At 61.2% G+C, this 23,827-nt stretch carries 19 protein-coding genes and 1 pseudogene; 12 read left to right on the top strand and 8 right to left on the bottom strand.

Annotated features, from left to right (window positions below):
• Positions 1–11: 11 nt before the first annotated feature.
• Complete coding sequence (locus tag ATN84_RS11550; protein WP_068881768.1) at positions 12–800, bottom strand: phytanoyl-CoA dioxygenase family protein; 789 nt, start codon at positions 798–800, stop codon at positions 12–14.
• Positions 801–1,067: 267 nt separating this feature from the next.
• The gene (locus ATN84_RS11545; protein ID WP_068881767.1) at positions 1,068–2,852 is read right to left on the bottom strand and encodes a glucan ABC transporter ATP-binding protein/ permease; all 1,785 of its coding nucleotides are present in this window, start codon (positions 2,850–2,852) and stop codon (positions 1,068–1,070) included.
• A 339-nt stretch (positions 2,853–3,191) separates the two neighbouring features.
• On the opposite strand from ATN84_RS11545, the gene ATN84_RS11540 reads away from it, so the two are divergent.
• The 4 genes from ATN84_RS11540 (at position 3,192) to ATN84_RS27240 (ending at position 5,898) form a co-directional block, all read left to right on the top strand.
• The gene (locus tag ATN84_RS11540) at positions 3,192–4,175 is read left to right on the top strand and encodes an RluA family pseudouridine synthase (protein ID WP_068881766.1); all 984 of its coding nucleotides are present in this window, start codon (positions 3,192–3,194) and stop codon (positions 4,173–4,175) included.
• The gene (locus tag ATN84_RS11535) at positions 4,175–4,846 is read left to right on the top strand and encodes an HAD-IA family hydrolase (RefSeq protein ID WP_068881765.1); all 672 of its coding nucleotides are present in this window, start codon (positions 4,175–4,177) and stop codon (positions 4,844–4,846) included. The genes ATN84_RS11540 and ATN84_RS11535 overlap by 1 nt, the downstream gene beginning before the upstream one ends.
• Positions 4,839–5,573: an ATP12 family chaperone protein gene (locus ATN84_RS11530; RefSeq protein ID WP_342027679.1), complete on the top strand. Its 735-nt coding sequence runs from the start codon at positions 4,839–4,841 to the stop codon at positions 5,571–5,573. Before ATN84_RS11535 ends, ATN84_RS11530 begins: the two co-directional genes overlap by 8 nt.
• 172 nt (positions 5,574–5,745) lie before the next feature.
• Positions 5,746–5,898, top strand: coding sequence for a hypothetical protein (locus ATN84_RS27240; protein WP_161939567.1), 153 nt, complete (start codon positions 5,746–5,748; stop codon positions 5,896–5,898).
• A 100-nt stretch (positions 5,899–5,998) separates the two neighbouring features.
• Here the strand turns inward: ATN84_RS27240 and glnA are convergent, their stop codons facing one another.
• Positions 5,999–7,408: a type I glutamate--ammonia ligase gene (gene glnA / locus ATN84_RS11525; RefSeq protein ID WP_068881764.1), complete on the bottom strand. Its 1,410-nt coding sequence runs from the start codon at positions 7,406–7,408 to the stop codon at positions 5,999–6,001.
• Between the two features lie 53 nt (positions 7,409–7,461).
• Complete coding sequence (locus ATN84_RS11520; RefSeq protein WP_068881763.1) at positions 7,462–7,800, bottom strand: P-II family nitrogen regulator; 339 nt, start codon at positions 7,798–7,800, stop codon at positions 7,462–7,464.
• Between the two features lie 290 nt (positions 7,801–8,090).
• On the opposite strand from ATN84_RS11520, the pseudogene ATN84_RS11515 reads away from it, so the two are divergent.
• Positions 8,091–9,581, top strand: a pseudogene (locus tag ATN84_RS11515) (NAD(P)H-hydrate dehydratase); the annotation flags it as partial.
• 153 nt (positions 9,582–9,734) lie between these two features.
• Here the strand turns inward: ATN84_RS11515 and ATN84_RS11510 are convergent.
• Positions 9,735–10,547 (bottom strand): DUF72 domain-containing protein, encoded by an 813-nt coding sequence (locus tag ATN84_RS11510; protein ID WP_068881762.1) that lies wholly within the window; start codon positions 10,545–10,547, stop codon positions 9,735–9,737.
• A gap of 224 nt (positions 10,548–10,771) precedes the next feature.
• On the bottom strand, positions 10,772–13,693 hold the full coding sequence (gene uvrA / locus ATN84_RS11505) for an excinuclease ABC subunit UvrA (RefSeq protein WP_068881761.1): 2,922 nt from the start codon (positions 13,691–13,693) through the stop codon (positions 10,772–10,774).
• Positions 13,694–14,575: 882 nt separating this feature from the next.
• On the opposite strand from uvrA, the gene ATN84_RS11500 reads away from it, so the two are divergent.
• Complete coding sequence (locus tag ATN84_RS11500; RefSeq protein WP_068881760.1) at positions 14,576–15,082, top strand: single-stranded DNA-binding protein; 507 nt, start codon at positions 14,576–14,578, stop codon at positions 15,080–15,082.
• Positions 15,083–15,469: 387 nt separating this feature from the next.
• Here ATN84_RS11500 and ATN84_RS11495 read toward each other — a convergent pair whose 3' ends face one another.
• Entirely contained in the window at positions 15,470–16,099 is a 630-nt protein-coding gene (locus tag ATN84_RS11495; protein ID WP_068881759.1) for a MarC family protein, read from the bottom strand.
• Between the two features lie 334 nt (positions 16,100–16,433).
• On the opposite strand from ATN84_RS11495, the gene gyrA reads away from it, so the two are divergent.
• On the top strand, positions 16,434–19,229 hold the full coding sequence (gyrA, locus tag ATN84_RS11490; RefSeq protein WP_068881758.1) for a DNA gyrase subunit A: 2,796 nt from the start codon (positions 16,434–16,436) through the stop codon (positions 19,227–19,229).
• 72 nt (positions 19,230–19,301) lie between these two features.
• Here the strand turns inward: gyrA and ATN84_RS27465 are convergent, their stop codons facing one another.
• Positions 19,302–19,448, bottom strand: a complete 147-nt coding sequence (locus tag ATN84_RS27465) for a hypothetical protein (protein ID WP_201026355.1) — start codon at positions 19,446–19,448, stop codon at positions 19,302–19,304.
• Between the two features lie 194 nt (positions 19,449–19,642).
• Here ATN84_RS27465 and coaD point away from each other — a divergent pair, with 194 nt between their 5' ends.
• The 5 genes from coaD (at position 19,643) to tgt (ending at position 23,735) form a co-directional block, all read left to right on the top strand.
• Positions 19,643–20,137 (top strand): pantetheine-phosphate adenylyltransferase, encoded by a 495-nt coding sequence (coaD, locus tag ATN84_RS11485; RefSeq protein ID WP_068881757.1) that lies wholly within the window; start codon positions 19,643–19,645, stop codon positions 20,135–20,137.
• A gap of 14 nt (positions 20,138–20,151) precedes the next feature.
• On the top strand, positions 20,152–20,742 hold the full coding sequence (locus tag ATN84_RS11480) for a peptidylprolyl isomerase (protein ID WP_068881756.1): 591 nt from the start codon (positions 20,152–20,154) through the stop codon (positions 20,740–20,742).
• Positions 20,743–20,771: 29 nt separating this feature from the next.
• Positions 20,772–21,284, top strand: coding sequence for a peptidylprolyl isomerase (locus ATN84_RS11475; RefSeq protein WP_068881755.1), 513 nt, complete (start codon positions 20,772–20,774; stop codon positions 21,282–21,284).
• 244 nt (positions 21,285–21,528) lie between these two features.
• On the top strand, positions 21,529–22,605 hold the full coding sequence (gene queA / locus ATN84_RS11470) for a tRNA preQ1(34) S-adenosylmethionine ribosyltransferase-isomerase QueA (protein WP_068881754.1): 1,077 nt from the start codon (positions 21,529–21,531) through the stop codon (positions 22,603–22,605).
• Entirely contained in the window at positions 22,602–23,735 is a 1,134-nt protein-coding gene (tgt, locus tag ATN84_RS11465; protein ID WP_068881753.1) for a tRNA guanosine(34) transglycosylase Tgt, read from the top strand. Before queA ends, tgt begins: the two co-directional genes overlap by 4 nt.
• The last annotated feature ends 92 nt before the right edge of the window (positions 23,736–23,827 follow it).

The following is a 23,827-nucleotide window of genomic DNA, read 5'->3' as shown; positions in this document are numbered from 1 at the left end:
ACGATATCGGCTTAAAATTTCAGCCCACATGCCCGTCGAATGGCGATCTGCACCGGCGAGGGCGGTAGTGCCGGGTCGAACTCGGCCTTGGGCAAGAGCGGTGGCTGCGCCATGAAGCGGGGTTCTTTTCCACGGTGCGGCTGTGCGGCGTGGACGAGAAATGGATGGCACAGATAGACCGAGCCTGCCGCTCCGGTCGCCAGTTCCACTGCGCAGTCTTCCGTCGAGGCGTAACCATCGGCCGATAGCTGCCGGAGCGTCGCACCCCTCTCGCCGAATGGAAGCAGCTCCCGCGCAATGGTCAAATGCGAGCCTTTCCTTATCCGCGTGGGTGCGTCATCGGTCCCGATGTCGGAGAACAGGAAAAGCATCAGCAAGGCGCGCCCGCTGCTTTTCACATTGACGCGCCATTCCATGAAATCGGGGCTGTCGCCGAAGCTCATATCCACATGCCAGCCATCATCGCCGGGAGCGTCCGGCGAGGGAAAGCGGATAGGGAAGGTGCCAAGGCCCTTGGGCTGAAGCCAGCGCCCCTCGCCAGCGAGCTGATCATAAGCCTTGTGCAGAAGCGGCGTGTTGGCCGCCTCGATGAAGGGCGGGGTAGACATGAAGCCGACCCGGATGACCGGGTCTCTCCAACCCTCAGGCTCGTCCGGGGAAAGCCCGATCTCGCGCCAAAGTTCGTCCCTGCATTGCCTTGCAAGGTCGGCACTGAAGGCATTTTCGATTTTGACGAAACCGGTATCGATGAAATCCTGCACCTGACGGGCGGTCAGGCCATTGTCTTGAATTTTCGGCATTTAAACATTCTCCGCAGCGGCCCACGCATAAGCGCGACCGTGTTGATCTCTCATGGAACAGCTTGAGAAGCCGTTCAGATCAGCGGGAAGAATGTGGACATGAACATCATGGGCGGAAACTACGGCCTGTGCTGAATGAAATCAAGAGCCTGCTGCCGCTATGCGCGCCCATAGGTTCAGCCAATTGGGCGGATATATGAACCTGTCATCTTTACAAAAAGCCCGGCATTGCTGCCGGGCTTTTCCGCATCTCAAGCCGATAGGCGTTTACGCAGCCGCACCTTTGAGCGGGAAGGGCGTGACGTTGCCCTTGTCCTTTTCCGCATCCTCGGCGATGAGGCCGCCGGCCCTGAGAAGGGCTGCAAACCGGCCGTTCTGGCTGGCAAGCTCGTCGAACCTGCCTGATTCAACCAGATGCCCCTTGTCGAGGAACAGGACGAGATCGGCATTGCGCACGGTCGACAGACGGTGAGCGATGATGAAGGTCGTGCGGTTGTCGCTGAGCTCGTCGATCGCATCCTTCACCTGCGCCTCGGTCTCGACGTCGAGCGCGCTCGTTGCCTCGTCGAGAACCAGGATAGGCGCGTTCTTCAGCACCGCGCGGGCGATCGCCAGACGCTGCCTCTCGCCGCCCGAAAGCTGCGATCCGCGTTCGCCGACGACCGTATCGTAACCGGCGCTCTTGGAGAGGATGAAGTCGTGCGCGGCGGCGGCGCGGGCCGCGGCATGCACCTCCTCGTTGGAGGCGTCCGCCCGACCGATGCGGATATTGTCCTCGATCGAGCGGTTGAACATGCCCGCATCCTGGAAGACGGTCGCAATCGCATGACGCAGCGAATGGCGGCTCACTTCGCGCGTATCCACGCCGTCGATGAGGATACGACCATGCTGCGGATCGTAGACGCGCTGCAGGAGATTGATCAGCGTCGTCTTGCCGGCGCCCGTCGGACCGACGATCGCCACAGTCTGGCCGGCCTTCGCCTCGAAGGAAACGTCATAGACGCCCTGGCCGGAATTGGCGAACTCGTAGGTCACGTTGTCGAAGATGATATTGCCCTCGACATGATCGAGCGAGCGGGCGGAAGCCGGCTCCTGGCGTTCGGCGGTCGAATCCTCCATCTGGAAGAATTCTTCCAGCTTGGCGCGCGCCGTCACCGTCTGGTTGACGAAATTGCTGATCTGGTCGAGACGGCCGATCATCAGCTGTGCGAAGCCGATGAAGGCGACCACCTGGCCGACGCGCAACTCGCCCTTGGCGACGAGATAGGCGCCGAGAAGCAGGACGATGACCATGGAAATGGTGGAGGCCATGCGGTTCAGACCGCTCGCCAGCGCCCACCAGTTGAGAACCGGGTTCTGCGCCTGAAGAAGGCGGTCAGCAAATTGCTGCAGCGACTTGGCTTCCTCGCTGATGCGATTGTAACTTTGCAGCACGGCGACATTGCTGATCGAATCGCTGACATGCTCGAAGACCTTGTGGTGGTGGCGCTCGACGGCGGCCTGGCCGCCCTTGGTCTTACGCGTCACCAACTGGCCGATCATCACATAGATGACGCCGAGGATGACGAGAACCAGCGACAGCCGCATATCCATCTGCATCGCGGTCGGCACGAGAATGGCGAGCCCCACCACGGTGGAAAAGTGGTTGCGCAGAAATTCGAGCCAGAGTGTGAAGAGCGATTCCGTCGCACGCAACAGCGTATGCAGCGCGTTCGAGGTGCCGCGCGTATGATGCCAGGAGAGTGGCATGGTGATGACACGCTCGAAAGAGCTTGAGAGCACGCTGAGGCGCAGCTTATGCGCCAGCCTGTCCGCTCCGCGCGCCACCAGCACGACAGCGACGACGTTGAACACGCCGAGACCCGCCCACATCGCCAGCGTCGGCAGGGTCGCGCCCTTGTCGGAGATGGAATCGATCACCCGGCCGAACAGAACGGGTTCAGCAACGGTTACACCCGCCAGCACGATATTCGCCGCGCATAGAAGGATGGTTGACCACTTGTCGGCTCCCAGATATCGCAGTGATCTCCAGTAAATGCTCAGCAAGGACAATTTGCCACTCCAAGGGTTCGAGACATTTCAGACGCCAGCTAGATAGTGCGTGGTGCGTGCGCCGCAATAACCCATGCAGTCAGGTAGTGGCGGTTCCGTGACTATTGAAACCATAATTTGCAACGGCCTGTAACTGGCCGTGATCAAAGAGCTTTTTGCATCTGGATGACACGTTACGTCAATGTTTTTTATATCGCGTGAGGATACGCGCCTTCGCTTTGATAAGCTTGGGCGTTTTTCGAAGGCGGCATGCGTTCCAGTGTGCACCTGCGAATTGTGGCTCGCATGAGAAGCCGGCTGATGGTAGAGCAGGCCAATTCAGAACTGGGTTAAGGAAATATGGCGGGTGTAGAACAAAAAACGGTTGATGCGGGCGAGGCGGGCATGCGGCTCGACCGCTGGTTCAAGGTGCATTATCCCGGTCTCGGCTTCGGCCATCTCCAGAAGCTGCTGCGCTCGGGCCAGGTCCGTGTCGACGGCGGCCGCGCCAAGGCCGATACCCGCGTCCAGCCCGGCCAGACCATCCGCGTTCCGCCGTTGGGCGTCGACGAGAAATCCGCCGGGCCGCTGACCGGCCGCACCATCCGCAACCAGGGCGATGCCGACGTTCTGGCCCAGATGCTGCTTTATGAAGATCCCAAGGTTTATGTCTTCAACAAACCTGCCGGATTGGCTGTGCAGGGCGGATCGGGCGTCTCGCGCCATGTCGACGCCATGCTGGAGGCCTGGCGCAACAAGAAGGGCGAGAAGCCCCGGCTGGTGCATCGTCTCGACCGGGATACGTCAGGCGTACTGGTTGTCGCAAAGACGCGCGGCGCCGCCCAGGCGCTCACCGCCGCCTTCCGCGAGCGCGATACCAAGAAGACCTATTGGGCGCTGGTGAAAGGCGTGCCGCGCAAGCGCGAGGACAAGATTTCCACCTGGCTCGTCAAGGAGGCGACGCCCGATGGCGACAGGATGCGCGTGTGCGAGCATGGCGAGCCGGATTCCGATCACGCAGTTTCCTATTACCGCGTCGTCGAGACGGCCGGCCGCAACCTCGCCTGGCTGGAGATGGAGCCCTATACCGGACGCACCCACCAATTGCGCGTCCACGCCGCCCATATCAGCCACCCCATCATCGGCGATCCCAAATATTTCGAGGCCGACCAGAACTGGGAATTTCCCGGCGGTCTGCAGAAGCGCCTGCATCTCCATGCCCGCCGCATCCGCATTCCCAATCCCGGCGGCGGCATCATCGATGTGACCGCGCCGCTGCCGCCGCATATGGTGCAAAGCTGGAACCTTCTCGGTTTCGACGAGGCGCTGGCGGAGGCGGATTGATGAAACTCGTCCTCTTCGATTGCGACGGCACGCTGGTCGACAGCGCCGGCGTCATCCACCGCTGCATGGCGCGCACCTTTGCCGAGGCCGGCCTGGCCGAGCTTCAAGAAGCGGACACTCGCTCGATCATAGGCCTCTCGCTCGATCATGCGATCGCCAGGCTCTTGAAATGCGAGATCGATGAGGGTGTTCAGAGGCTGGCGCAGCGCTACAAGGATCATTTCATCATGATGCGAGATGAGCCCGATTTTGCCGAACCGGTCTTCCCCGGTATTCCTCAACTCATCGCCGATCTTGGACGCCGCGACGATATCATTATCGGCATGGTCACCGGCAAGTCGCGGCGCGGCGTCCGCCGGGTTCTGGAGACGCATGGCCTGGGCAAACATTTCTTCGTCGTGCGCACCGCCGACGATTGCCCCTCGAAGCCGCATCCGGCCATGGTGCTGGAAGCCTGCGCTGAAACGGGCTTCGATCCGGCTGAGGCCCTTGTCGTCGGCGATGCCATCTACGATATGGAGATGGCGCGGGCGGCCGGCGCGACGGCCGTGGGGGTCTCATGGGGCTATCATACGCCGGAGGCATTGCATGCGAGCGGAGCGGACCATGTGCTCGATGCGCCTGCCGACCTGCTGACGCTGCTTGGAAGAAGTGAATTGCTCGATGCCTGATATGAAGCAGATGAAGACGCCACTGCCGAAAAAATTCTATGAGACCGTCACCGTGGCCGAAGGCGAGAGCGGCTACAGCGTCCATCTCGATGGCAAGCCGGTGCGCACGCCCGGACGGCGCGCGCTTATCCTGCCGACCGCCGCCGCGGCGCAGATCGTTGCCGATGAATTTGCAGACCAGAAGGATGTCATCGACCCCGCCCGCATGCCGGCGACCCGTCTGGCCAACACGGCGATCGACGGTGTCGCGGAGGAGCCCCAGGCAGTGGCGGAGGATCTGCTGCGCTTCGCCGCCTCCGACATGCTGTTCTACCGGGCGGAGGGGCCGGAGGCTCTCGTCCGGCGGCAGACCGATCGCTGGGATCCGCTGATCGACTGGGCGTCGTCCGCGCTCGGTGCACATTTCATCCTGGCCGAAGGGGTGATGCATGTCGCCCAACCGCGCGAGGCGATTGCCGCCTTCGGCGTTCACATATCGGCCATCCGCGAACCGGTCGCGCTCGCCGCGCTCCACACCATGACCACTTTGACCGGCTCCGCCATCTTGGCGCTCGCCATCGCCAAGGGCGAGATCAGTGTGAAGGAAGGCTGGAAGCTCGCCCATCTCGACGAGGACTGGACCATCGAGCACTGGGGCGAGGACGCGGAGGCCAAGGCGCTGCGCGACCATCGCGAGGAAGAGATGATGGCGGCCGCCGCGATGTTTGCCGCAACCAGATCATCGTAACGTCCATATTTTGCCCGTTTTAGTTGCTGATATCGGAGCCGTATAACTTGCAGGCGCATTCCGTGCGTCTTTCAGGAGCGCACAAAGGACGTGTTGTAAGTTATTGAATCTGTGCGTCGTCTTTTCCGAAGATAGATCTCGGTTTTGGTCGACGTGAAGGAGGAATTGTCCGATGTCGCGTCTCTCCATTTATCTGGCGTTGTCCATCGCGATTGTGCTGCTGGTTAGAGCAGCGCATCCCGGTAAGTCTCTGGATGACGAGGAGCTGATTTCCACAACACCCGAAGAAATCACAACAGGCTCGATTTCCCGGGATAAGAATTAAAATGCCAGAGGCGGAAAACGCCTTTCTCCAGGAGATGGGAAGCACCCAAACAAAAACCCCGGCAAAAGCCGGGGTTTTCTTTTCGCAGGGCCGGCCGTGATCAGACCGAGTAGTACATGTCGTATTCGACCGGATGCGGCGTCGTTTCGTAACGCAGCGTCTCGGCCATCTTCAGCTCGATGAAGGCGTCGATCTGGTCGTCGTCGAACACGCCGCCGGCCTTCAGGAAGCCGCGATCCTTGTCGAGGCTCTGCAGCGCTTCACGCAATGAGCCGCAGACGGTCGGGATCTTCTTCAGCTCCTTCGCCGGCAGGTCGTAGAGATCCTTGTCCATGGCCTGGCCCGGATGGATCTTGTTCTTGATGCCGTCGAGGCCGGCCATCAGCAGGGCGGCGAAGCCGAGATAGGGGTTCGCCGACGGATCGGGGAAGCGGATCTCGACGCGCTTCGACTTCGGCGAGGTGCCGAACGGAATGCGGCAGGAAGCCGAGCGGTTGCGCGCGGAATAGGCGAGCAGCACCGGCGCCTCATAGCCCGGGACCAGACGCTTGTAGGCGTTGGTCGACGGGTTGGTGAAGGCGTTGATCGCCTTGGCATGTTTGATGATGCCGCCGATGAAAAACAGGCAGGCTTCGGAAAGGCCGGCATACTCGTTTCCGGCGAAGGTCGGCTTGCCGTCCTTCCAGATCGACATGTGCACGTGCATGCCCGAGCCGTTGTCGCCGAACACCGGCTTCGGCATGAAGGTCGCCGTCTTGCCATAGGCATTGGCCACCTGATGCACGACATACTTGTAGATCTGCATCTTGTCGGCGTTGCGCACCAGCGTGTCGAATTTCAGGCCGAGTTCGTGCTGCGCGGCCGCCACTTCGTGGTGGTGCTTTTCGACCGTCACGCCCATTTCGGTCAGCACGGTGAGCATTTCCGAACGCATGTCCTGGGCGCTGTCGACCGGCGGAACCGGGAAGTAGCCGCCCTTGATGCGCGGACGGTGGCCGAGATTGCCCGTCTCGTAGTCGGTGTCGTCATTCGACGGCAGTTCGGTCGAGTCGAGCTTGAAGCCGGTATTGTACGGATCGGCCTTGTATTTGACGTCGTCGAAGACGAAGAACTCGGCTTCCGGGCCGACGAAGATGGTGTCGCCGATGCCGAGCGACTTGAGGTATGCCTCTGCCTTCTTGGCCGTGCCGCGCGGATCGCGGTTATAGGCCTCGCCGGAGATCGGATCGAGGATGTCGCACATCACGACCATCGTCGACTGAGCGAAGAACGGATCGATATGGGCGGTCTCGACATCGGGCATCAGCACCATGTCGGATTCGTTGATGGCCTTCCAGCCGGCGATCGAGGAACCGTCGAACATCACGCCGTCGGCAAACATGTCTTCGTCGACAACGCCGACGTCCATCGTCACATGTTGCAGCTTGCCCTTCGGATCCGTGAAGCGGAGATCAACGAACTTTACGTCATTGTCCTTGATCTGTTTGAGGATGTCATTTGCAGTCGTCATATTGTTTTTCCCTATTACACGACGATGGATGGTCTGCGTGAGGCGTGGCCAAGTCAGATCGCATCGATACCGGATTCACCGGTACGGATGCGGACGACTTCTTCAATGTTGGAAACAAAGATCTTTCCGTCGCCGATCCGGCCGGTCTGCGCGGCTTTGCGGATGGCTTCGATTGCCTGTTCGACGGATTCGTCGCCCAGGACGACTTCCACCTTCACCTTCGGCAGGAAGTCCACGACATATTCAGCCCCGCGATAAAGTTCCGTATGGCCTTTTTGCCGCCCGAAGCCCTTGGCTTCGGTGACCGTGATGCCCTGAAGCCCGACTTCCTGAAGTGCTTCCTTCACTTCATCGAGCTTGAATGGTTTGATGATGGCTTCGATCTTTTTCATCAGAGAACGGACTCCGCTTTCCCTTAAGGAAACGGACCTCGCGCCCGTTTCGCCCTGTTGTAAGCACGAACCATGCCAAGTCAGGAAGATTTTCCGGGTATGGCGATTTCTCTGTGCCGGAGCCGAAAAACGGGTAGAAATGCGCCATGCCGCCGGGGACACTTCCGGTCCTTAAGCATGTCCTGGAGCGGAGGATAGCGTCAAAATGGGCAAATAATGTGCAAAATGCATAATTAATGATCATTACTGCCGCTCATCTCGGCGGCATCGGCAACAAAAGGCAAGAACGCATGCATGAGCTTCTGACACCGGAGGAAATGGGAGAGGCGGACAGGCTGACCATCGCGGCAGGCCCGTGCGACGGCTACGCCTTGATGAAAAACGCCGGTGCTTCGATCGCCCGCGCCGTTCTCAAGCGTTTTCCGGATGCCGGCCGCATCGCCGTTCTCTGCGGTCCGGGAAACAATGGCGGAGATGGCTATGTCGTCGCACAGCTTCTCGGCGAAGCCGGACTGGCGGTGACCTGTTTCCGCAGCCATGCGCCCCGCGAGGGGAGCGACGCCTTTCTGGCCGAGGCCGATTATCGGGGCCTGGTTCGCCCCCTTGAGGATTTCACCATCGAGGATTGCGACCTCATTGTCGACGCCTTCTATGGCGCCGGTCTGGCGCGCCCGATCGAAGGCATCGAGAAATCAATCATCGAGGCGGTCAATGCGAGTGGCCTGCCGGCGGTGGCCGTCGATCTGCCGAGCGGCGTTTCCGGCGCGAGCGGCGGCGTGTTGGGAGCGGCCTTCGAAGCCACGTTGAGCATCACTTTCTTCCGCAAGAAACCTGGCCATGTCCTGCTGCCGGGCCGGGATCTCTGTGGCGAGATACTGGTGACCGATATCGGCATCAGGGAAGACGTGCTCGACAGAATTGCGCCGCGATGCTTTGAGAATACACCCGATCTCTGGCAGGCGGCATTCCCGCGCCTGTCGGACGATACGCACAAATACCGGCGCGGGCATGCGGTGGTCTTTTCCGGCGGAGCGACGGCGACAGGCGCAGCAAGGCTTTCCGCAAGGGCGGCGGCGCGCATCGGGGCAGGGGCCGTCACCATGCTCTCGCCGCCGGCTGCACTGCTCGTCCATGCTGTGCATCTGACCAGCATCATGCTGCGAAAGACGGAAGATGTTGCCGATGCCGTGGATTTCATCAGGGACCGCAAGGTGTTTTCCGCCGTGCTCGGTCCGGGCTTCGGCAATGCGGCGCGGATTCGCGAACTCGTCCCGGCGCTGCTGGATGAGCGCCGGACCGGGGAGGGCTTCAACGGGCTGGTACTGGACGCCGACGGCTTGACCGCGTTCGAAGACAATCCGGATGAATTATTCGGCGCAACCGGAAAAGCATCCGGTGCGCTGGTGCTGACTCCGCATGAGGGCGAGTTCCATCGCCTGTTCGGTTCGATCGGAGCGGATCGGACACTTTCGAAGCTGGAGAAGGCGAGGGCTGCATCAAAGCGCGCCAATGCGATCGTCATCTACAAGGGGCCGGATACGGTGATTGCCGCGCCCGATGGCCGGGCGGCGATCAACACCAACGGCACCCCGCTACTGGCAACCGCCGGTTCGGGCGACGTGCTGGCCGGCATGGTCGCCGGTTTGTTGGCACAGGGCATGCCGGCGTTCGAAGCCGCAACGGCCGCCGTATGGCTCCACGCGAATGCGGCGAAGCGGTTCGGTCCGGGTCTTATCGCGGAAGATCTGCCCGAGATGCTGCCGGAGGTGTTGGAGAATTTATGCCCGCGCCGTGGAGGGGCATTGGATCCCAGTGCTTGTCACTGGGACCCATGCCTCAACATTTCCACCAACACAACAGGTAAGAAATTACCCGTAAAACAATGGTTTAATCTCATCCTTTGAATCAATTACAGAGAAACTTCGTGCGCGACCTCAACCAGCAGTATCAACCCGCTCCATCAGCGCTCGCGCCGCATTCGGCGCCCGCACCTTGCCCTCGTGGATGAAATAGACGAACACGTCGCGCGGTTCCTTCGGCGCTTTATTCTCCGGATCGGCATAGGACAGATCGTCCGGGCTGCCGCCCTCGGCCCAGAGCCGCGCATGTGAAGCTTGAGTCTCGAGCGCCTCCGCGGGATAGCCGGTCTCGATCTCGTCCTTGCCCTTCTGCAGCCTGGCATAGACGAAATCGGCGGTGATGTCGGCGATTTCAGGATATTCGAAATGCTCGGCATAGGTGATCGCCACGCCATGCTTGCGGGCGAGCGCGATAAATTCCGGCACCGCGAATGAGGGATGGCGGACCTCGACGGTGTGGCGCAGCTTCAGCCCATCCTGCTTCTCCGGCAGAAGCTTGAGGAACGCCTCGAAATCCTCCGGATCGAACTTCTTCGTCGGCGCGAACTGCCAGAGGATCGGCCCGAGATGGGGACCGAGCTCCGTGATGCCCTGCGTCACGAAGCGCTCGATCGATTCCCCCGCTTCCGCCAGCACCCGGCGGTTGGTGACGAAGCGGTTGCCTTTCAGCGAGAAGACGAAGCCCTCCGGTACCTCGGCAGCCCATTTGGCGAAGGTTGCCGGCTTCTGCGAACCGTAATAGGTGCCATTGATCTCGATTGTCGTGAGCTGCCGGCTGGCATATTCAAGCTGCCGCTTCTTGGGCAGGTCGTCCGGATAGAACGTCCCCTCCCAAGGTTCGAAAATCCAGCCGCCGATGCCTGCTCGGATCGTGCCTGCTTTTGTCATGCCGACCGCCTTTCTGTTGTAAGAGCATCTTCTATCATCGTCATCCTCGGGCTTGACCCGAGGATCCACGGCAAGGAGGCATAAACGATACTATCATCCGCAATGGGATTATGAATCCTCCGCCGGATATCCCACGCTGGATTGCGTCGGTGCGACGCAACTGTCAGTGTCCCCTCCGCCGTGGATCCTCGGGTCAAGCCCGAGGATGACGATAGGAGAGCGGGCTATTCCGCTGCTTCCGCCTTGCGCTTCGGCCGCCGCTCCAGGAGCTCTCTCAGGAACTGCCCGGTATAGGAACGCGGCTCCTTCACGATATCCTCCGGCCTGCCGACGGCGACGATCTCGCCGCCGCCATCCCCGCCCTCGGGACCGAGGTCGATCACCCAGTCGGCGGTCTTGATCACTTCGAGGTTGTGCTCGATGACGACAACCGTGTTGCCCTGTTCGACCAGCTCATGCAGCACTTCAAGAAGTTTGGCCACGTCGTGGAAATGCAGGCCGGTTGTCGGCTCGTCGAGGATATAGAGCGTGCGGCCGGTCGCACGGCGCGACAGTTCCTTGGCAAGCTTGACGCGCTGGGCCTCGCCGCCTGAAAGCGTCGTCGCCTGCTGGCCGACCTTGATATAGCCGAGGCCAACCTTGTTGAGCGTTTCCAGCTTGTCGCGCACGGCGGGAACGGCAGAGAAGAACTCAGCGCCTTCCTCCACCGTCATGTCGAGCACGTCGGCGATCGACTTGCCCTTGAACAGCACCTCCAGCGTTTCGCGATTGTAGCGCTTGCCGTGGCAAACGTCGCAGGTCACGTAGACATCCGGCAGGAAGTGCATCTCGATCTTGATGACGCCGTCGCCTTGGCAGGCCTCGCAGCGTCCGCCCTTGACGTTGAAGGAGAAGCGCCCCGGCTGGTAGCCGCGCGCCTTTGCCTCCGGCAGGCCGGCGAACCAGTCGCGGATCGGCGTGAATGCACCGGTATAGGTGGCCGGGTTCGAGCGCGGCGTGCGCCCGATCGGCGACTGGTCGATGTCGATCACCTTGTCGAGATATTCCAGCCCGTCGATCCGGTCGTGCTCGGCCGGGTGCTCGCGCGAACCCATGATGCGGCGCGAGGCCGCCTTGAACAGCGTCTCGATCAGGAAGGTCGACTTGCCGCCGCCCGAAACGCCTGTTACGGCGGTAAAGGTGCCGAGCGGGATTTCGGCCGAGACGTTCTTCAGATTATTGCCGCGCGCGCCGACCACCTTGATGCGCTTCGATTTGGAGATCGGTCGCCGCTCACCCGGAACAGCGACTTCCATCGCGCCCGAGAGATATTGCCCGGTCAGCGATTTCGGGCTGGCCATGACTTCGTCGGGCGTGCCCTCGGCGATGATCTGCCCGCCATGAATGCCGGCAGCCGGGCCGATGTCGACCACATAGTCCGCCGTCAGGATCGCATCCTCGTCATGCTCGACAACGATGACCGTGTTGCCGAGGTCGCGCAGATGGCGCAGCGTATCGAGAAGCCGCGCATTGTCGCGCTGATGCAGGCCGATGGACGGTTCGTCCAGGACATAGAGAACGCCGGTCAGGCCTGAGCCGATCTGCGAGGCAAGCCGGATGCGCTGGCTCTCGCCGCCCGAGAGCGTGCCGGAATTGCGCGAAAGCGTCAGGTAATCGAGGCCGACATCATTGAGAAAGCGCAGGCGCTCGCGGATTTCCTTGAGAATGCGCGCCGCGATTTCCCGATGCTTCTCGTTGAACGTCGCGTCGATGTCGCGATACCACGCATCCGCCTTGCGGATCGACATTTCCGTGATCTGGCCGATATGCAGCCCGCCGATCTTGACGGCGAGCGCCTCGGGTTTCAGCCGGTAGCCGTTGCAGGCGGGGCAGGGCGTCGAGGACATGAAGCGCTCGATCTCCTCGCGCGACCATGCCGAGTCAGTTTCCTTCCAGCGCCGCTCCAGATTGGGGATCACGCCCTCGAAGGTCTTGGTGGTCTTGTAGGAGCGCAGGCCGTCGTCATAGGCGAAGGTGATTTCCTTCGCGCCGGTGCCGTGCAGGATGGCGCGCTGCGCCTCTTCCGACAGGTCGCGCCAGCGGTCGCCGATCTTGAAGCCGTAGGTCGCCCCCAGCGCTTCCAGCGTCTGGTTGTAATAGGGCGACGACGACCGCGCCCATGGCGCGATGGCGCCCTCGCGCAACGTCACGCTCTCGTCCGGGATGATCAGATTGGGGTCGATCGCCTGCTGCGTGCCGAGACCGTCGCAGGTCGGGCAAGCGCCGAAGGGATTGTTGAAGGAGAACAGCCGCGGCTCGATCTCCGAAATCGTGAAACCCGAGACAGGACAGGCGAATTTTTCTGAGAAGAGCAGCCGCTCATGCGTCTCGTTCTTCGATTTGTTGGCGGATTCGCTCGCCGTCTCGCCAGCCGGAAGCGGCTTGTCGGCAAATTCGGCGATCGCCAGCCCATCAGCGAGCCGCAGGCAGGTTTCCAGGCTGTCGGCCAGACGCGAGGCGAGATCGGGCCGCACCACCACGCGGTCAACCACCACGTCGATATCGTGCTTGTATTTCTTGTCGAGCGCCGGCACCTCGCCGATCTCGTAGAAGGTGCCGTCCACCTTGACGCGCTGGAAGCCCTTTTTCTGCAGCTCGGCCAGCTCTTTCTTATATTCGCCCTTGCGCCCGCGCACCATCGGCGCGGTGATGTAGAGCCTTGTGCCTTCCTCAAGCGCCATCACCCGATCCACCATCTGGCTCACCGTCTGGCTCTCGATCGGCAGCCCGGTCGCCGGCGAATAAGGCACGCCGACGCGCGCGAAGAGCAGGCGCATATAGTCGTAGATCTCGGTGACAGTGCCGACCGTCGAGCGCGGATTGCGGCTCGTCGTCTTCTGCTCGATGGAGATGGCGGGGGAAAGCCCGTCGATCTGGTCGACATCGGGCTTCTGCATCATTTCCAGGAACTGGCGCGCATAGGCCGAAAGGCTCTCGACATAGCGGCGCTGTCCCTCGGCATAGATCGTGTCGAAGGCGAGCGACGACTTGCCGGAACCGGACAGGCCCGTCATGACGATGAGCTTGTCGCGGGGCAGGTCGAGATCGACATTCTTCAGATTGTGTTCGCGCGCACCGCGTATGGAGATATATTTCTGATCGCTCATTCGCGCCCTGCCATCCTGTCATCCGCGAAAATCAACCGCAGCATCCGGTCCTGCAAGACCAGCGCCACCATGCATTGAGGCACGATCCGGAAGGCCGGAGAGGCGTTCCTCCCGAAATCATGCATGAGATGTAATTATCGCAACGCCCATATGCCATTCGCACATGGCGTCTTGGTGAAATCGTCTCCCCGAATGAAACCGGCGGCTTCCACTCAGAAGATAGAGCTTTATTAGCACCGGAACAAACATCGAACAACCGTTCGTTCAGATAAGCCATGCGAAATGTGATGACAAGATCGTTGACGAAGCCTCCTGACAAGAGCAGTATTTTCCTGTCGGTCGCAGGCAACGATTGATGATTGTATGGACGAGCAATCATTGAGGAATGTGTCGGGCGGCCGTTCGCAACGCAGACTGACAGGAGGAAGAGGAGATGAGTCCGCCTGATAGTTGCCCCGAGGCTTCGTCCTGAGACGGAGCCACAACCGGTGAGCCTGCGCCATCCGTGACGCGGCGCGAGCCGATTGCCGAAAATCTATTTCATGCAAGGGAAACGGAATGCGAGACGTTTCCTTCAGAGCCTGTCGGTGAATCACTACCGGCAAGAAGGGTGATCCCCAAAATCGAGCCCCGCGCGCCAGAGACAGAGAGCGGCGGGGCTATTTCGTGCGGTTGTTCTGCGGAAAATCGTGCGACTTTTGCCGGAAATCCCGTTATATCCGTCGGAGAACACGATATTCTGCTTGCAATTCAGGTGGTTTTAACTAGAACAAAAAGAGAACGATAACTCTTGTGGATAGTTCCGGCTAATTTCCATACGGTTGGCACTCAAGTGCCTCGCTCCTGTATGGTGTCGGCAACACGGTAATTGGAGTAGGTTTCATGGCAGGTAGCGTCAACAAGGTCATTCTGGTCGGCAATCTCGGGGCGGATCCGGAGATCCGGCGCCTGAACTCCGGCGATCCGGTGGTCAATCTGCGCATCGCCACCTCCGAAACCTGGCGCGACAAGCAGACCGGCGAGCGCAAGGAAAAGACCGAGTGGCACAGCGTCGTCATCTTCAACGACAATCTGGCAAAGGTCGCCGAGCAATATCTGAAGAAGGGCGCCAAGGTTTACATCGAGGGCTCGCTGCAGACCCGCAAATGGCAGGACCAGACCGGCAATGACCGGTATACGACGGAAATCGTGCTGCAGAAGTTCCGTGGCGAATTGCAGATGCTCGATTCCCGCGGTGAAGGCGCTGGCGGCGGCCGTTTCGAGAGCGGCGGACGCGGCAACCAGATGTCCGATTATTCTGACAACAGTTCGGATTTCGGCCGCTCCAGCCCGTCGCAGGGCGGCGGCGGTGGTTTCTCCCGCGACCTGGATGATGAGATCCCGTTCTGAGGCGGCGGATCGCAGCTTCGATTCATCTCGCATTGGACCATCAGCCCCATGTTGAAGATCCGGCTTGCTGGAACGCGCCGACATTTGGCGTAGGGGGTTAGTGCCGCCTTGCCGTGGATCCTCGGGTCAAGCCCGAGGATGACGGTGGGAGGGAGGGTGCCGCTAACCTTCGGCGTATCGCCAGCCATCTGCAAATCAGTCGGCCGCCACGCTTGTGATGTTGGCATTGCCGCATCATCCTACAGCCGTCATCCTCGGGCTTGACCCGAGGATCCACGGCAAGGCGGCAGGAACCCTGCTGTCACCCGCGACGGAATAGTGGTGCGGTGAGGGGGATATCTGGCGACACAGAAGGATTGAAATGGGTACGTAGCGATCGTGCCACACTCACCCCGCCACCAGCGCCTTGACGCCATCCGCCACAAACTGCACCGCCAGCGCCGCTAGGATGACGCCGAGGAGCCTTGTCAGGATGGAGCGGCCGGTTTCGCCGAGGAAGCCGTCGACCCGTTCGGCGAGCAGGAACACCAGATAGGAAAGCACGATACAGGCGAGGATGATCAGGATCAGCACCAGCCGCGACGCCGTATCGTAGAACGAGCCGCCGAGCAGGATCGTCGCCGAAATCGCGCCGGGGCCGGCGATCAGCGGAATTGCCAGCGGAAAGGCCGCGATATTGCGGATATGGTCGCGGGTGATCGCCACCTTCGCGCTTTTTTCATGCCGCTCCTGGCGACGCTCGAAAATCATCTCGAACGCGATCCAGAAGAGCAGGAGGCCGCCGGCGACGCGGAAGGCGCCGATGGTGATGCCGAACACGCCGAGGATCTGCGCGCCGGCGACGGCGAAGAGCGTCAGCACGCCGAATGCGATAATGCTGGAGCGCATCGCCACCTGGCCGCGTTCCTGCCGATCCATGCCGGTCGTCAGCGCCAGGAACAGCGGTGCGAGCCCCGGCGGGTCGATGGTCACGAGCAGCGTGACGAAGGCGCTGAAGAGATTGTCGTAAAAGCCCATCGGATGCGGTTTTCCTGTTCCGGTTGCGTGATTGTAGCCGAAGTCGGCTGCACAATTTCTTAAGACTGGCCTGTTGGGAAATCGTGCAGGAATTGTCGGCGCTGGCGAGGTTCTTGCAGTCGCCACCGCGGAGGTGTTCCACAGGCGACCGTGGTGTGCGTCACGGCAATCGTGGCGCGATTGTGGCCGATGATTCGGCGGCTTCGTTAAGATATTTCTATCACATTGAAATATAAGGGTAATTATCCCCTGTTAAAACACTCGGAAATTGGTGTTTCCAGGCGTTTTCCGCTATAAGGGCAACATCGATTCTCGCATGAAAGACCTTTGAACAGTGTCAGATCAAACTCCGCCGCCCGGTCCGCAGGATCCCAACGGTATCGAGCCGATTTCCATTGTCGAGGAAATGCAGAGCTCCTATCTCGCTTACGCGATGAGCGTGATCGTGAGCCGCGCGCTTCCCGACGTGCGCGATGGCCTCAAGCCGGTTCACCGGCGCATCATGCACGCCATGAACGAGATGGGGCTCGCCTGGAACCGTCCTTATCGCAAGTCCGCCGGTGTCGTCGGCGAGGTGATGGGTAAGTTCCATCCGCATGGCGACGCCTCGATCTATGATGCGCTCGTGCGCATGGCGCAGGACTTCTCGCTGCGTGATCCGCTGGTCGACGGGCAGGGCAATTTCGGTTCCATCGACGGTGATCCGCCGGCGGCCATGCGTTACACCGAGTGCCGCCTGGAAAAGCTTTCCGAGACGTTGCTCGAGGATATCGACAAGGAAACGGTCGATTTCCAGGATAATTATGACGGCCGCGAGCAGGAGCCGACTGTTCTGCCGGCGCGGTTCCCGAACCTTCTGGTCAATGGCTCCGGCGGCATCGCCGTCGGCATGGCGACCAATATTCCGCCGCATAATCTGAGCGAGGTCATCAACGGCTGTATCGCCCTGATCGACAATCCGGCGATCGAGCTGCCGGAGATGATGGAGATCATACCGGGGCCGGACTTCCCGACCGGCGGCATCATTCTCGGCCGTTCCGGCATCCATTCGGCCTATTCGACCGGGCGCGGCTCGATCGTCATGCGCGGCCGTGTCCAGATCGAGAGCATGCGCGGCGACCGCGAGGCCATCGTCATCACCGAGGTGCCTTACCAGGTGAACAAGGCGACGATGATCGAGAAGATGGCCGAGCTGGTGCGCGACAAGCGCATCGAGGGCATTTCCGACCTGCGCGACGAATCCGACCGCGAGGGCTACCGCGTCGTGGTCGAATTGAAGCGCGATACGGTCGCCGATGTCGTGCTCAACCAGCTTTACCGCTATACGCCGCTTCAGAGCTCGTTCGGCGTCAACATGGTGGCGCTCAATGGCGGCAAGCCGGAGCAGATGACGCTGCTCGACATGCTGCGCGCCTTCGTCTCCTTCCGCGAGGAAGTGGTCAGCCGCCGCACCAAATATCTTTTGCGCAAGGCGCGCGAGCGCGCGCATGTGTTGGTCGGCCTGGCGATCGCCGTCGCCAATATCGACGAGGTGATCAACCTGATCCGCCGCGCCCCCGATCCGGCGACCGCGCGCGAGCAGTTAATGGAGCGCCGCTGGCCGGCGATGGACGTGGCGCCGCTGATCGCGCTGATTGACGATCCGCGCCATAAGCTGAATGAGGACAACACCTATTATCTCTCCGAGGAACAGGCGCGCGCCATCCTCGACCTGCGCCTGCAGCGTTTGACCGCGCTCGGACGTGACGAGATCGCCGACGAATTGAACAAGATCGGCGAGGAAATCCGCGATTATCTCGATATTTTGGGATCGCGCATCCGGATTATGAACATCGTCAAGGAAGAGCTCGCCGCCATCCGCGACGAGTTCGGCACGCCCCGCCGCACCGAGTTGGGCGAGGGCGGCCCGGAGATGGACGACGAGGACCTGATCGCCCGCGAGGACATGGTCGTCACCGTCAGCCATGCCGGCTACATCAAGCGCGTGCCGCTTGCCACCTATCGCGCCCAGCGGCGCGGCGGCAAGGGCCGCTCCGGCATGGCGACGCGTGAAGAGGATTTCGTCACGCGGCTGTTCGTGGCCAACACGCACACGCCGGTCCTGTTCTTCTCCTCGCGCGGCATTGTTTATAAGGAAAAGGTCTGGCGCCTGCCCATCGGCACGCCGCAGTCGCGCGGCAAGGCCCTCATCAACATGCTGCCGCTCGAGCAGGGTGAGCGCATCACCACCATCATGCCATTGCCGGAGGACGAGGCAAGCTGGGCGCAGCTCGACGTCATGTTCTCCACGACGCGCGGAACGGTGCGCCGCAACAAGCTCTCCGATTTCGTCCAGGTCAACCGCAACGGCAAGATCGCGATGAAGCTCGAGGAGGAGGGCGACGAGATCCTCTCCGTCGACACATGCACCGAGTTCGATGATGTGTTGCTTACCGCGGCCGGTGGACAGTGCATCCGCTTCCCTGTGACGGATGTGCGCGTCTTCGCCGGGCGCAACTCGATCGGCGTGCGCGGCATCAATCTCGCCGAGGGCGACCGCATCATCTCCATGGCGATCCTTGGTCATGTGGATGCAACGCCCGCCGAGCGCGCTGCCTATCTCAAGCGCTCCATCGCCGAACGGCGCATGCAGGGCGGCGAGGATGCCGAGGATATCACCGTGGTCGGTGAGGAAGTCGGAGCGGAAGCCGAACTGCCGGAAGATCGCTATCAGGAGCTGAAGGCGCGGGAGCAGACGGTTCTGACCGTCAGCGAATATGGCTATGGCAAGCGCTCGTCTTCTTATGAGTTCCGTATTTCCGGCCGCGGCGGCAAGGGCATCCGCGCTACCGATACGTCCAAGACAGACGAGATCGGCAAGCTCGTCTCGCTCTTCCCCGTTGAGCCGAAGGACCAGATCCTGCTGGTTTCGAACGGTGGTCAGCTGATCCGTGTGCCCGTCGACGGCATCCGCATTGCCGGCCGCTCCACCAAGGGCGTGACGATCTTCAACACCGCCGATGGCGAGAAGGTCGTCTCCGTCGAGCGTATCTCCGAATCCGAGAATGAAGAGGTCGGGGAAGAGAACGGGCTTGAGGAAAACGGTCAGATCGACGGCTCGGCGCCTGACGAAACAGCTACCGAAGAATGATCGGAAAATGAAAAGGCGGTGCACGACGGCACCGCCTTTCAGCCTTGCTGGAGGTCAGGCTTGAAACTTGTGTCAGCGGTGGGGCAGGTGGCGCACGCTGTTGATGTTGAAGACCGGCTCCGCAATCCTCTGCCGTGTGGCGTTTTCCTCTACCAGCAGAATGACGGCTGAAACCGCCATGGCGATCATCATGGACAGCGCGAGAAGAAAGATCAGCATCGGTACGTCCTTTCGCTTTCGCAAGTAACTACGCCTGAGCGCCGAAAAGGTTGCGTCGTTTCTGCATACTGTTGGATGCGCGCTGAATTCCTCCTGAAGCCGCCGTTCATCTTGAGTTCATAAAATCTGTCCCATGAATTGCGGCGCCGCTACTTACCATTGAAACCCTCCTTCAAACACGTTACGGCAGACATATGACTATCGCTCTCTATGCCGGATCCTTCGATCCCGTGACCAACGGCCATATCGACGTTCTGAAAGGGGCGCTGCGCCTTGCGGATGAAGTCGTCGTGGCCATCGGCATTCATCCCGGCAAGAAGCCGCTGTTTTCCTTCGAGGAGCGCGTCGAGCTGATCGGCAAGGTCGGCAAGACGATCTTCGGCGCCGATGCGAAGCGCATCAGCGTGGCGTCGTTCGACAGGCTCGTCATCGATGCGGCGAGGGAAAATGGCGCCTCGCTCATGGTTCGCGGCTTGCGCGACGGAACGGATCTCGATTACGAGATGCAGATGGCCGGCATGAACGGCACCATGGCGCCGGAGCTGCAGACGGTGTTCCTGCCGGCGGACCCGGCCGTGCGCACTATCACCGCCACGCTGGTTCGCCAGATCGCGTCGATGGGCGGCGACACCAGTCCTTTCGTTCCGGCTGTCGTTGCCGAGGCGCTGAAATCCAAATTCAAATCCTGAGTGGAGAACCTTCCATGTCTATGTTCCGTACGGCTGTCGCCGTTGCCGCTTTTTTCGCGTTTTCGCTGATGGCGTCCCTTTCCGCCCGCGCCGCCGATCCGGAGAACACGCTGGTCCTGACCTTGAAGGACGGCGATGTGGTGATCGCGCTGCGCCCGGACCTCGCGCCCAAGCATGTCGCGCAGATCAAGGAACTGGTGCGCGAGGGCGCCTATGATCATGTCGCCTTCCACCGCGTCATCGATGGCTTCATGGCGCAGACCGGCGATGTCCAGTACGGCAATTCTGCGAAGGGCTTCGATGCGTCACGCGTCGGCACCGGCGGATCGAGCAAGCCGGACCTGCCCGCCGAGTTCTCGAAGGAACCCTTCGTTCGCGGCACCGTCGGCATGGCCCGTTCGGCCAATCCGAATTCCGCCAATTCGCAGTTCTTCATCATGTTCGGCGACGGCGCGTTCCTGAACGGCCAGTATACCGTGGTCGGTCAGGTCGTCAGCGGCATGGATGTCGTCGACAAGATCAAGAAGGGCGATCAGGCCAGCAACGGCTCGGTCACCGGTCCCGACGAGATCGTCAAGGCCACCATTCAGGCCGACAAGAAATAAAACCCGTACCAACGAGAAGGAGGCCCGAGATGGCTTACAAAGACCCCGAAAACACGCTCGTCCTGGAGACCACCAAGGGCAAGGTCGTCATCGAACTCTATCCCGATCTCGCTCCCGCCCATGTCGCCCGCATCAAGGAGCTGGCCCGCGAGAACGCGTATGACGGCGTCGTCTTCCACCGCGTCATCGACGGCTTCATGGCGCAGACCGGCGACGTGCAGTATGGCAAATCGGGCGGCGAAAGCTTCAATCCGGCCCGCGCCGGCATGGGCGGTTCCGAGAAGCCGGACTTGAAGGCGGAATTCTCCAATGTGAACCACAAGCGCGGCACCTGCTCGATGGCGCGCAGCCAGAACCCGAATTCGGCCAATTCGCAGTTCTTCATCTGCTTTGCCGATGCGCCGTGGCTTGACCGGCAATATTCCGTCTGGGGCCAGGTGATCGAAGGCATGGAGAATGTCGACAACATCAAGAAGGGCGAGCCGGTGCGCGACCCCGATTCGATCGTCTCGGCGCGCGTTGCCGCGGATATCGCGGCTTAACTGGAAAGGCTGGGAGCGCTCCGGGTTAGGCTGTATTGCTACCTCTCCTGTCGTCATCCTCGGGCTCGCCCCGAGGATCCACGGCAAAGCGGCACTGACCTTCCCACCGCTCGGCGCGTTCCAGCGAGCGGAAACGATCAATACTCCACACTGGTGATTATGATCGCGTCGTGGGCAATAGTGTCGTTTTCGCTCCTTTGCGGTGGATCCTCGGGGCGAGCCCGAGGATGACGATAGGAAGAAAATGCGCGTAGACCTCTTCGATTTCGATCTTCCGGAAGAGCGGATCGCGCTCCGTCCCATGGAGCCGCGCGACCATGCGCGGCTTCTGGTCGTCCAGCCCGGTTCGCCATTCGCCGACCGGCGTGTCGATAATCTGCCTGATCTTCTGCAGCCCGGCGACGCGCTCGTTTTCAACGATACGAAGGTCATCCCGGCGCAGTTGGAGGGCATCCGCGAACGCGACGGTACGGTCGCGCAGATCAGCGCCACCTTGCACATGCGCGTTGGGCCGGATCGCTGGAAGGCGTTCCTGCGGCCGGGAAAACGGGTGAAGGAGGGGGAGCGCATCCGCTTCGGCCATGGCGGATCGAGCTGCTTCCTGGGCACGCTCGACGCAACCGTTGCCGAGAAGGGCGAGGCCGGCGAGGCGTTGCTCGTCTTCGATTTGAGCGGCGCCATGCTGGATGAGGCGGTTGCGGCGGCGGGGCACATCCCTCTACCCCCCTATATCGCCTCGAAACGCCCCGATGACCAGCGTGACAGGACCGACTACCAGACCGTCTATGCCCGCGAGGAGGGCGCTGTCGCCGCGCCCACCGCCGGCCTGCACTTCACCCCTTCGCTACTCGAAACGCTGAAACAGCGGGGCATCGAGGAGCATTTCGTCACCCTGCATGTGGGTGCCGGAACGTTCCTGCCGGTCAAGGCCGACGATACGAGCGAGCACAAGATGCATGCCGAGATCGGCCATGTTTCCGAGGAGACGGCACAAGCGCTCAACCGCGTGCGGGAACGCGGCGGACGCATCGTCTGTGTCGGCACGACCTCGCTGCGTCTTCTGGAAAGCGCGGCGGACGAGAATGGCGTGATCCAGCCCTGGTCGGGCGCGACCGATATCTTCATCACACCAGGTTATCGCTTCCGCGCGGTGGACCTGCTGATGACCAATTTCCATCTCCCGCGCTCGACGCTGTTCATGCTCGTCTCGGCCTTCAGCGGCATGGATACCATGCGTGCTGCCTATGAACACGCGATCCGCGAAGACTATCGCTTCTATTCCTATGGCGACGCAAGTCTGCTATTGCGCGCACCATCATGACGAGCACGAATTTCCAATTCAAAGTTCTGGCCACCGACGGCGCGGCAAGGCGCGGTGAGATCACCATGCCTCGCGGTACCGTCCGCACGCCCGCCTTCATGCCGGTCGGCACCGGCGGCACCGTCAAGGCGATGTATATGGACCAGGTGCGCGACCTCGGCTCCGACATCATCCTCGGCAACACCTATCACCTGATGCTGCGGCCAGGGGCGGAGCGCGTGGCAAAGCTCGGCGGCTTGCACGAGTTCGCCCGCTGGCCGGGCCCGATCCTGACCGATTCCGGCGGTTTCCAGGTCATGTCGCTGGCGCAGCTGCGCAAGCTCAATGAAAACGGCGTGACCTTCCAGTCGCATATCGACGGGCGCGCCTATGAGATGACGCCTGAGCGTTCCATCGAAATCCAGGGCCTTCTCGATTCGGATATCCAGATGCAGCTCGACGAATGCGTCGCCCTGCCGTCTGAGGAGCGCGATATCGAGCGGGCGATGGAGCTCTCACTGCGCTGGGCCGAGCGCTGCAAGGCGGCCTTCGGCGATCAACCGGGCAAGGCGATGTACGGCATCGTGCAGGGCGGCGACAATGCCCGCCTGCGCGCGCGTTCGGCGGAAGCGCTGAAGGCGATGGGCTTGAAGGGCTATTCGATCGGCGGTCTGGCCGTGGGCGAACCACAGGAAATCATGCTCGACATGCTGGAGGTGGTCTGCCCGATCCTGCCGACCGAAAAGCCGCGCTATCTCATGGGCGTCGGCACGCCGGACGATATATTGAAATCCGTGGCGCGGGGCGTCGACATGTTTGATTGCGTCATGCCGACTCGCGCCGGCCGTCATGGCCTTGCCTTCACCCGCCATGGCAAGATCAATTTGCGCAACGCTCGCCACGCCGAGGATCACCGGCCTCTGGATGAGGAATCGAACTGCCCCGCCGCCCGCGACTATAGCCGCGCCTATCTGCACCATCTGGTGAAATCGGGCGAGTTTCTGGGCGCCATGCTGCTCACCTGGAACAATCTCGCCTATTATCAAAGCCTGATGCAGGGATGCCGCGACGCCATAGAGGCCGGAAAATTCCAGGATTTTGCCGGTGTGACCCAGGAAAACTGGGCGCGGGGCGATCTTCCGGTGTTGTAGAGCCGTTCACTTTTGATGGAAACGCCGGCGGGACAGTGCCCCCTCTGGGCTGTCTTGAGCATGATGCCAAACCTTGCGAAGCGGTTTTCCGT

This window comes from Paramesorhizobium deserti, assembly GCF_001558695.1.
Lineage (GTDB): Bacteria > Pseudomonadota > Alphaproteobacteria > Rhizobiales > Rhizobiaceae > Paramesorhizobium > Paramesorhizobium deserti.
The sequence above is the reverse complement of the archived record's forward strand: the minus strand, read 5'-3'. Positions and strand labels throughout refer to the sequence as shown.

Bases quoted from the DNA above. Each gene is read 5' to 3' on its own strand.
- ATN84_RS11550 (WP_068881768.1), bottom strand. From the start codon at position 800: ATGCCGAAAATTCAAGACAATGGCCTGACCGCCCGTCAGGTGCAGGAT.
- ATN84_RS11540 (WP_068881766.1), top strand. From the start codon at position 3,192: ATGGCGGGTGTAGAACAAAAAACGGTTGATGCGGGCGAGGCGGGCATG.
- ATN84_RS11535 (WP_068881765.1), top strand. From the start codon at position 4,175: ATGAAACTCGTCCTCTTCGATTGCGACGGCACGCTGGTCGACAGCGCC.
- ATN84_RS11530 (WP_342027679.1), top strand. From the start codon at position 4,839: ATGCCTGATATGAAGCAGATGAAGACGCCACTGCCGAAAAAATTCTAT.
- ATN84_RS27240 (WP_161939567.1), top strand. From the start codon at position 5,746: ATGTCGCGTCTCTCCATTTATCTGGCGTTGTCCATCGCGATTGTGCTG.
- glnA (WP_068881764.1), bottom strand. From the start codon at position 7,408: ATGACGACTGCAAATGACATCCTCAAACAGATCAAGGACAATGACGTA.
- ATN84_RS11520 (WP_068881763.1), bottom strand. From the start codon at position 7,800: ATGAAAAAGATCGAAGCCATCATCAAACCATTCAAGCTCGATGAAGTG.
- ATN84_RS11510 (WP_068881762.1), bottom strand. From the start codon at position 10,547: ATGACAAAAGCAGGCACGATCCGAGCAGGCATCGGCGGCTGGATTTTC.
- uvrA (WP_068881761.1), bottom strand. From the start codon at position 13,693: ATGAGCGATCAGAAATATATCTCCATACGCGGTGCGCGCGAACACAAT.
- ATN84_RS11500 (WP_068881760.1), top strand. From the start codon at position 14,576: ATGGCAGGTAGCGTCAACAAGGTCATTCTGGTCGGCAATCTCGGGGCG.
- ATN84_RS11495 (WP_068881759.1), bottom strand. From the start codon at position 16,099: ATGGGCTTTTACGACAATCTCTTCAGCGCCTTCGTCACGCTGCTCGTG.
- ATN84_RS27465 (WP_201026355.1), bottom strand. From the start codon at position 19,448: ATGCTGATCTTTCTTCTCGCGCTGTCCATGATGATCGCCATGGCGGTT.
- coaD (WP_068881757.1), top strand. From the start codon at position 19,643: ATGACTATCGCTCTCTATGCCGGATCCTTCGATCCCGTGACCAACGGC.
- ATN84_RS11480 (WP_068881756.1), top strand. From the start codon at position 20,152: ATGTCTATGTTCCGTACGGCTGTCGCCGTTGCCGCTTTTTTCGCGTTT.
- ATN84_RS11475 (WP_068881755.1), top strand. From the start codon at position 20,772: ATGGCTTACAAAGACCCCGAAAACACGCTCGTCCTGGAGACCACCAAG.
- queA (WP_068881754.1), top strand. From the start codon at position 21,529: ATGCGCGTAGACCTCTTCGATTTCGATCTTCCGGAAGAGCGGATCGCG.
- tgt (WP_068881753.1), top strand. From the start codon at position 22,602: ATGACGAGCACGAATTTCCAATTCAAAGTTCTGGCCACCGACGGCGCG.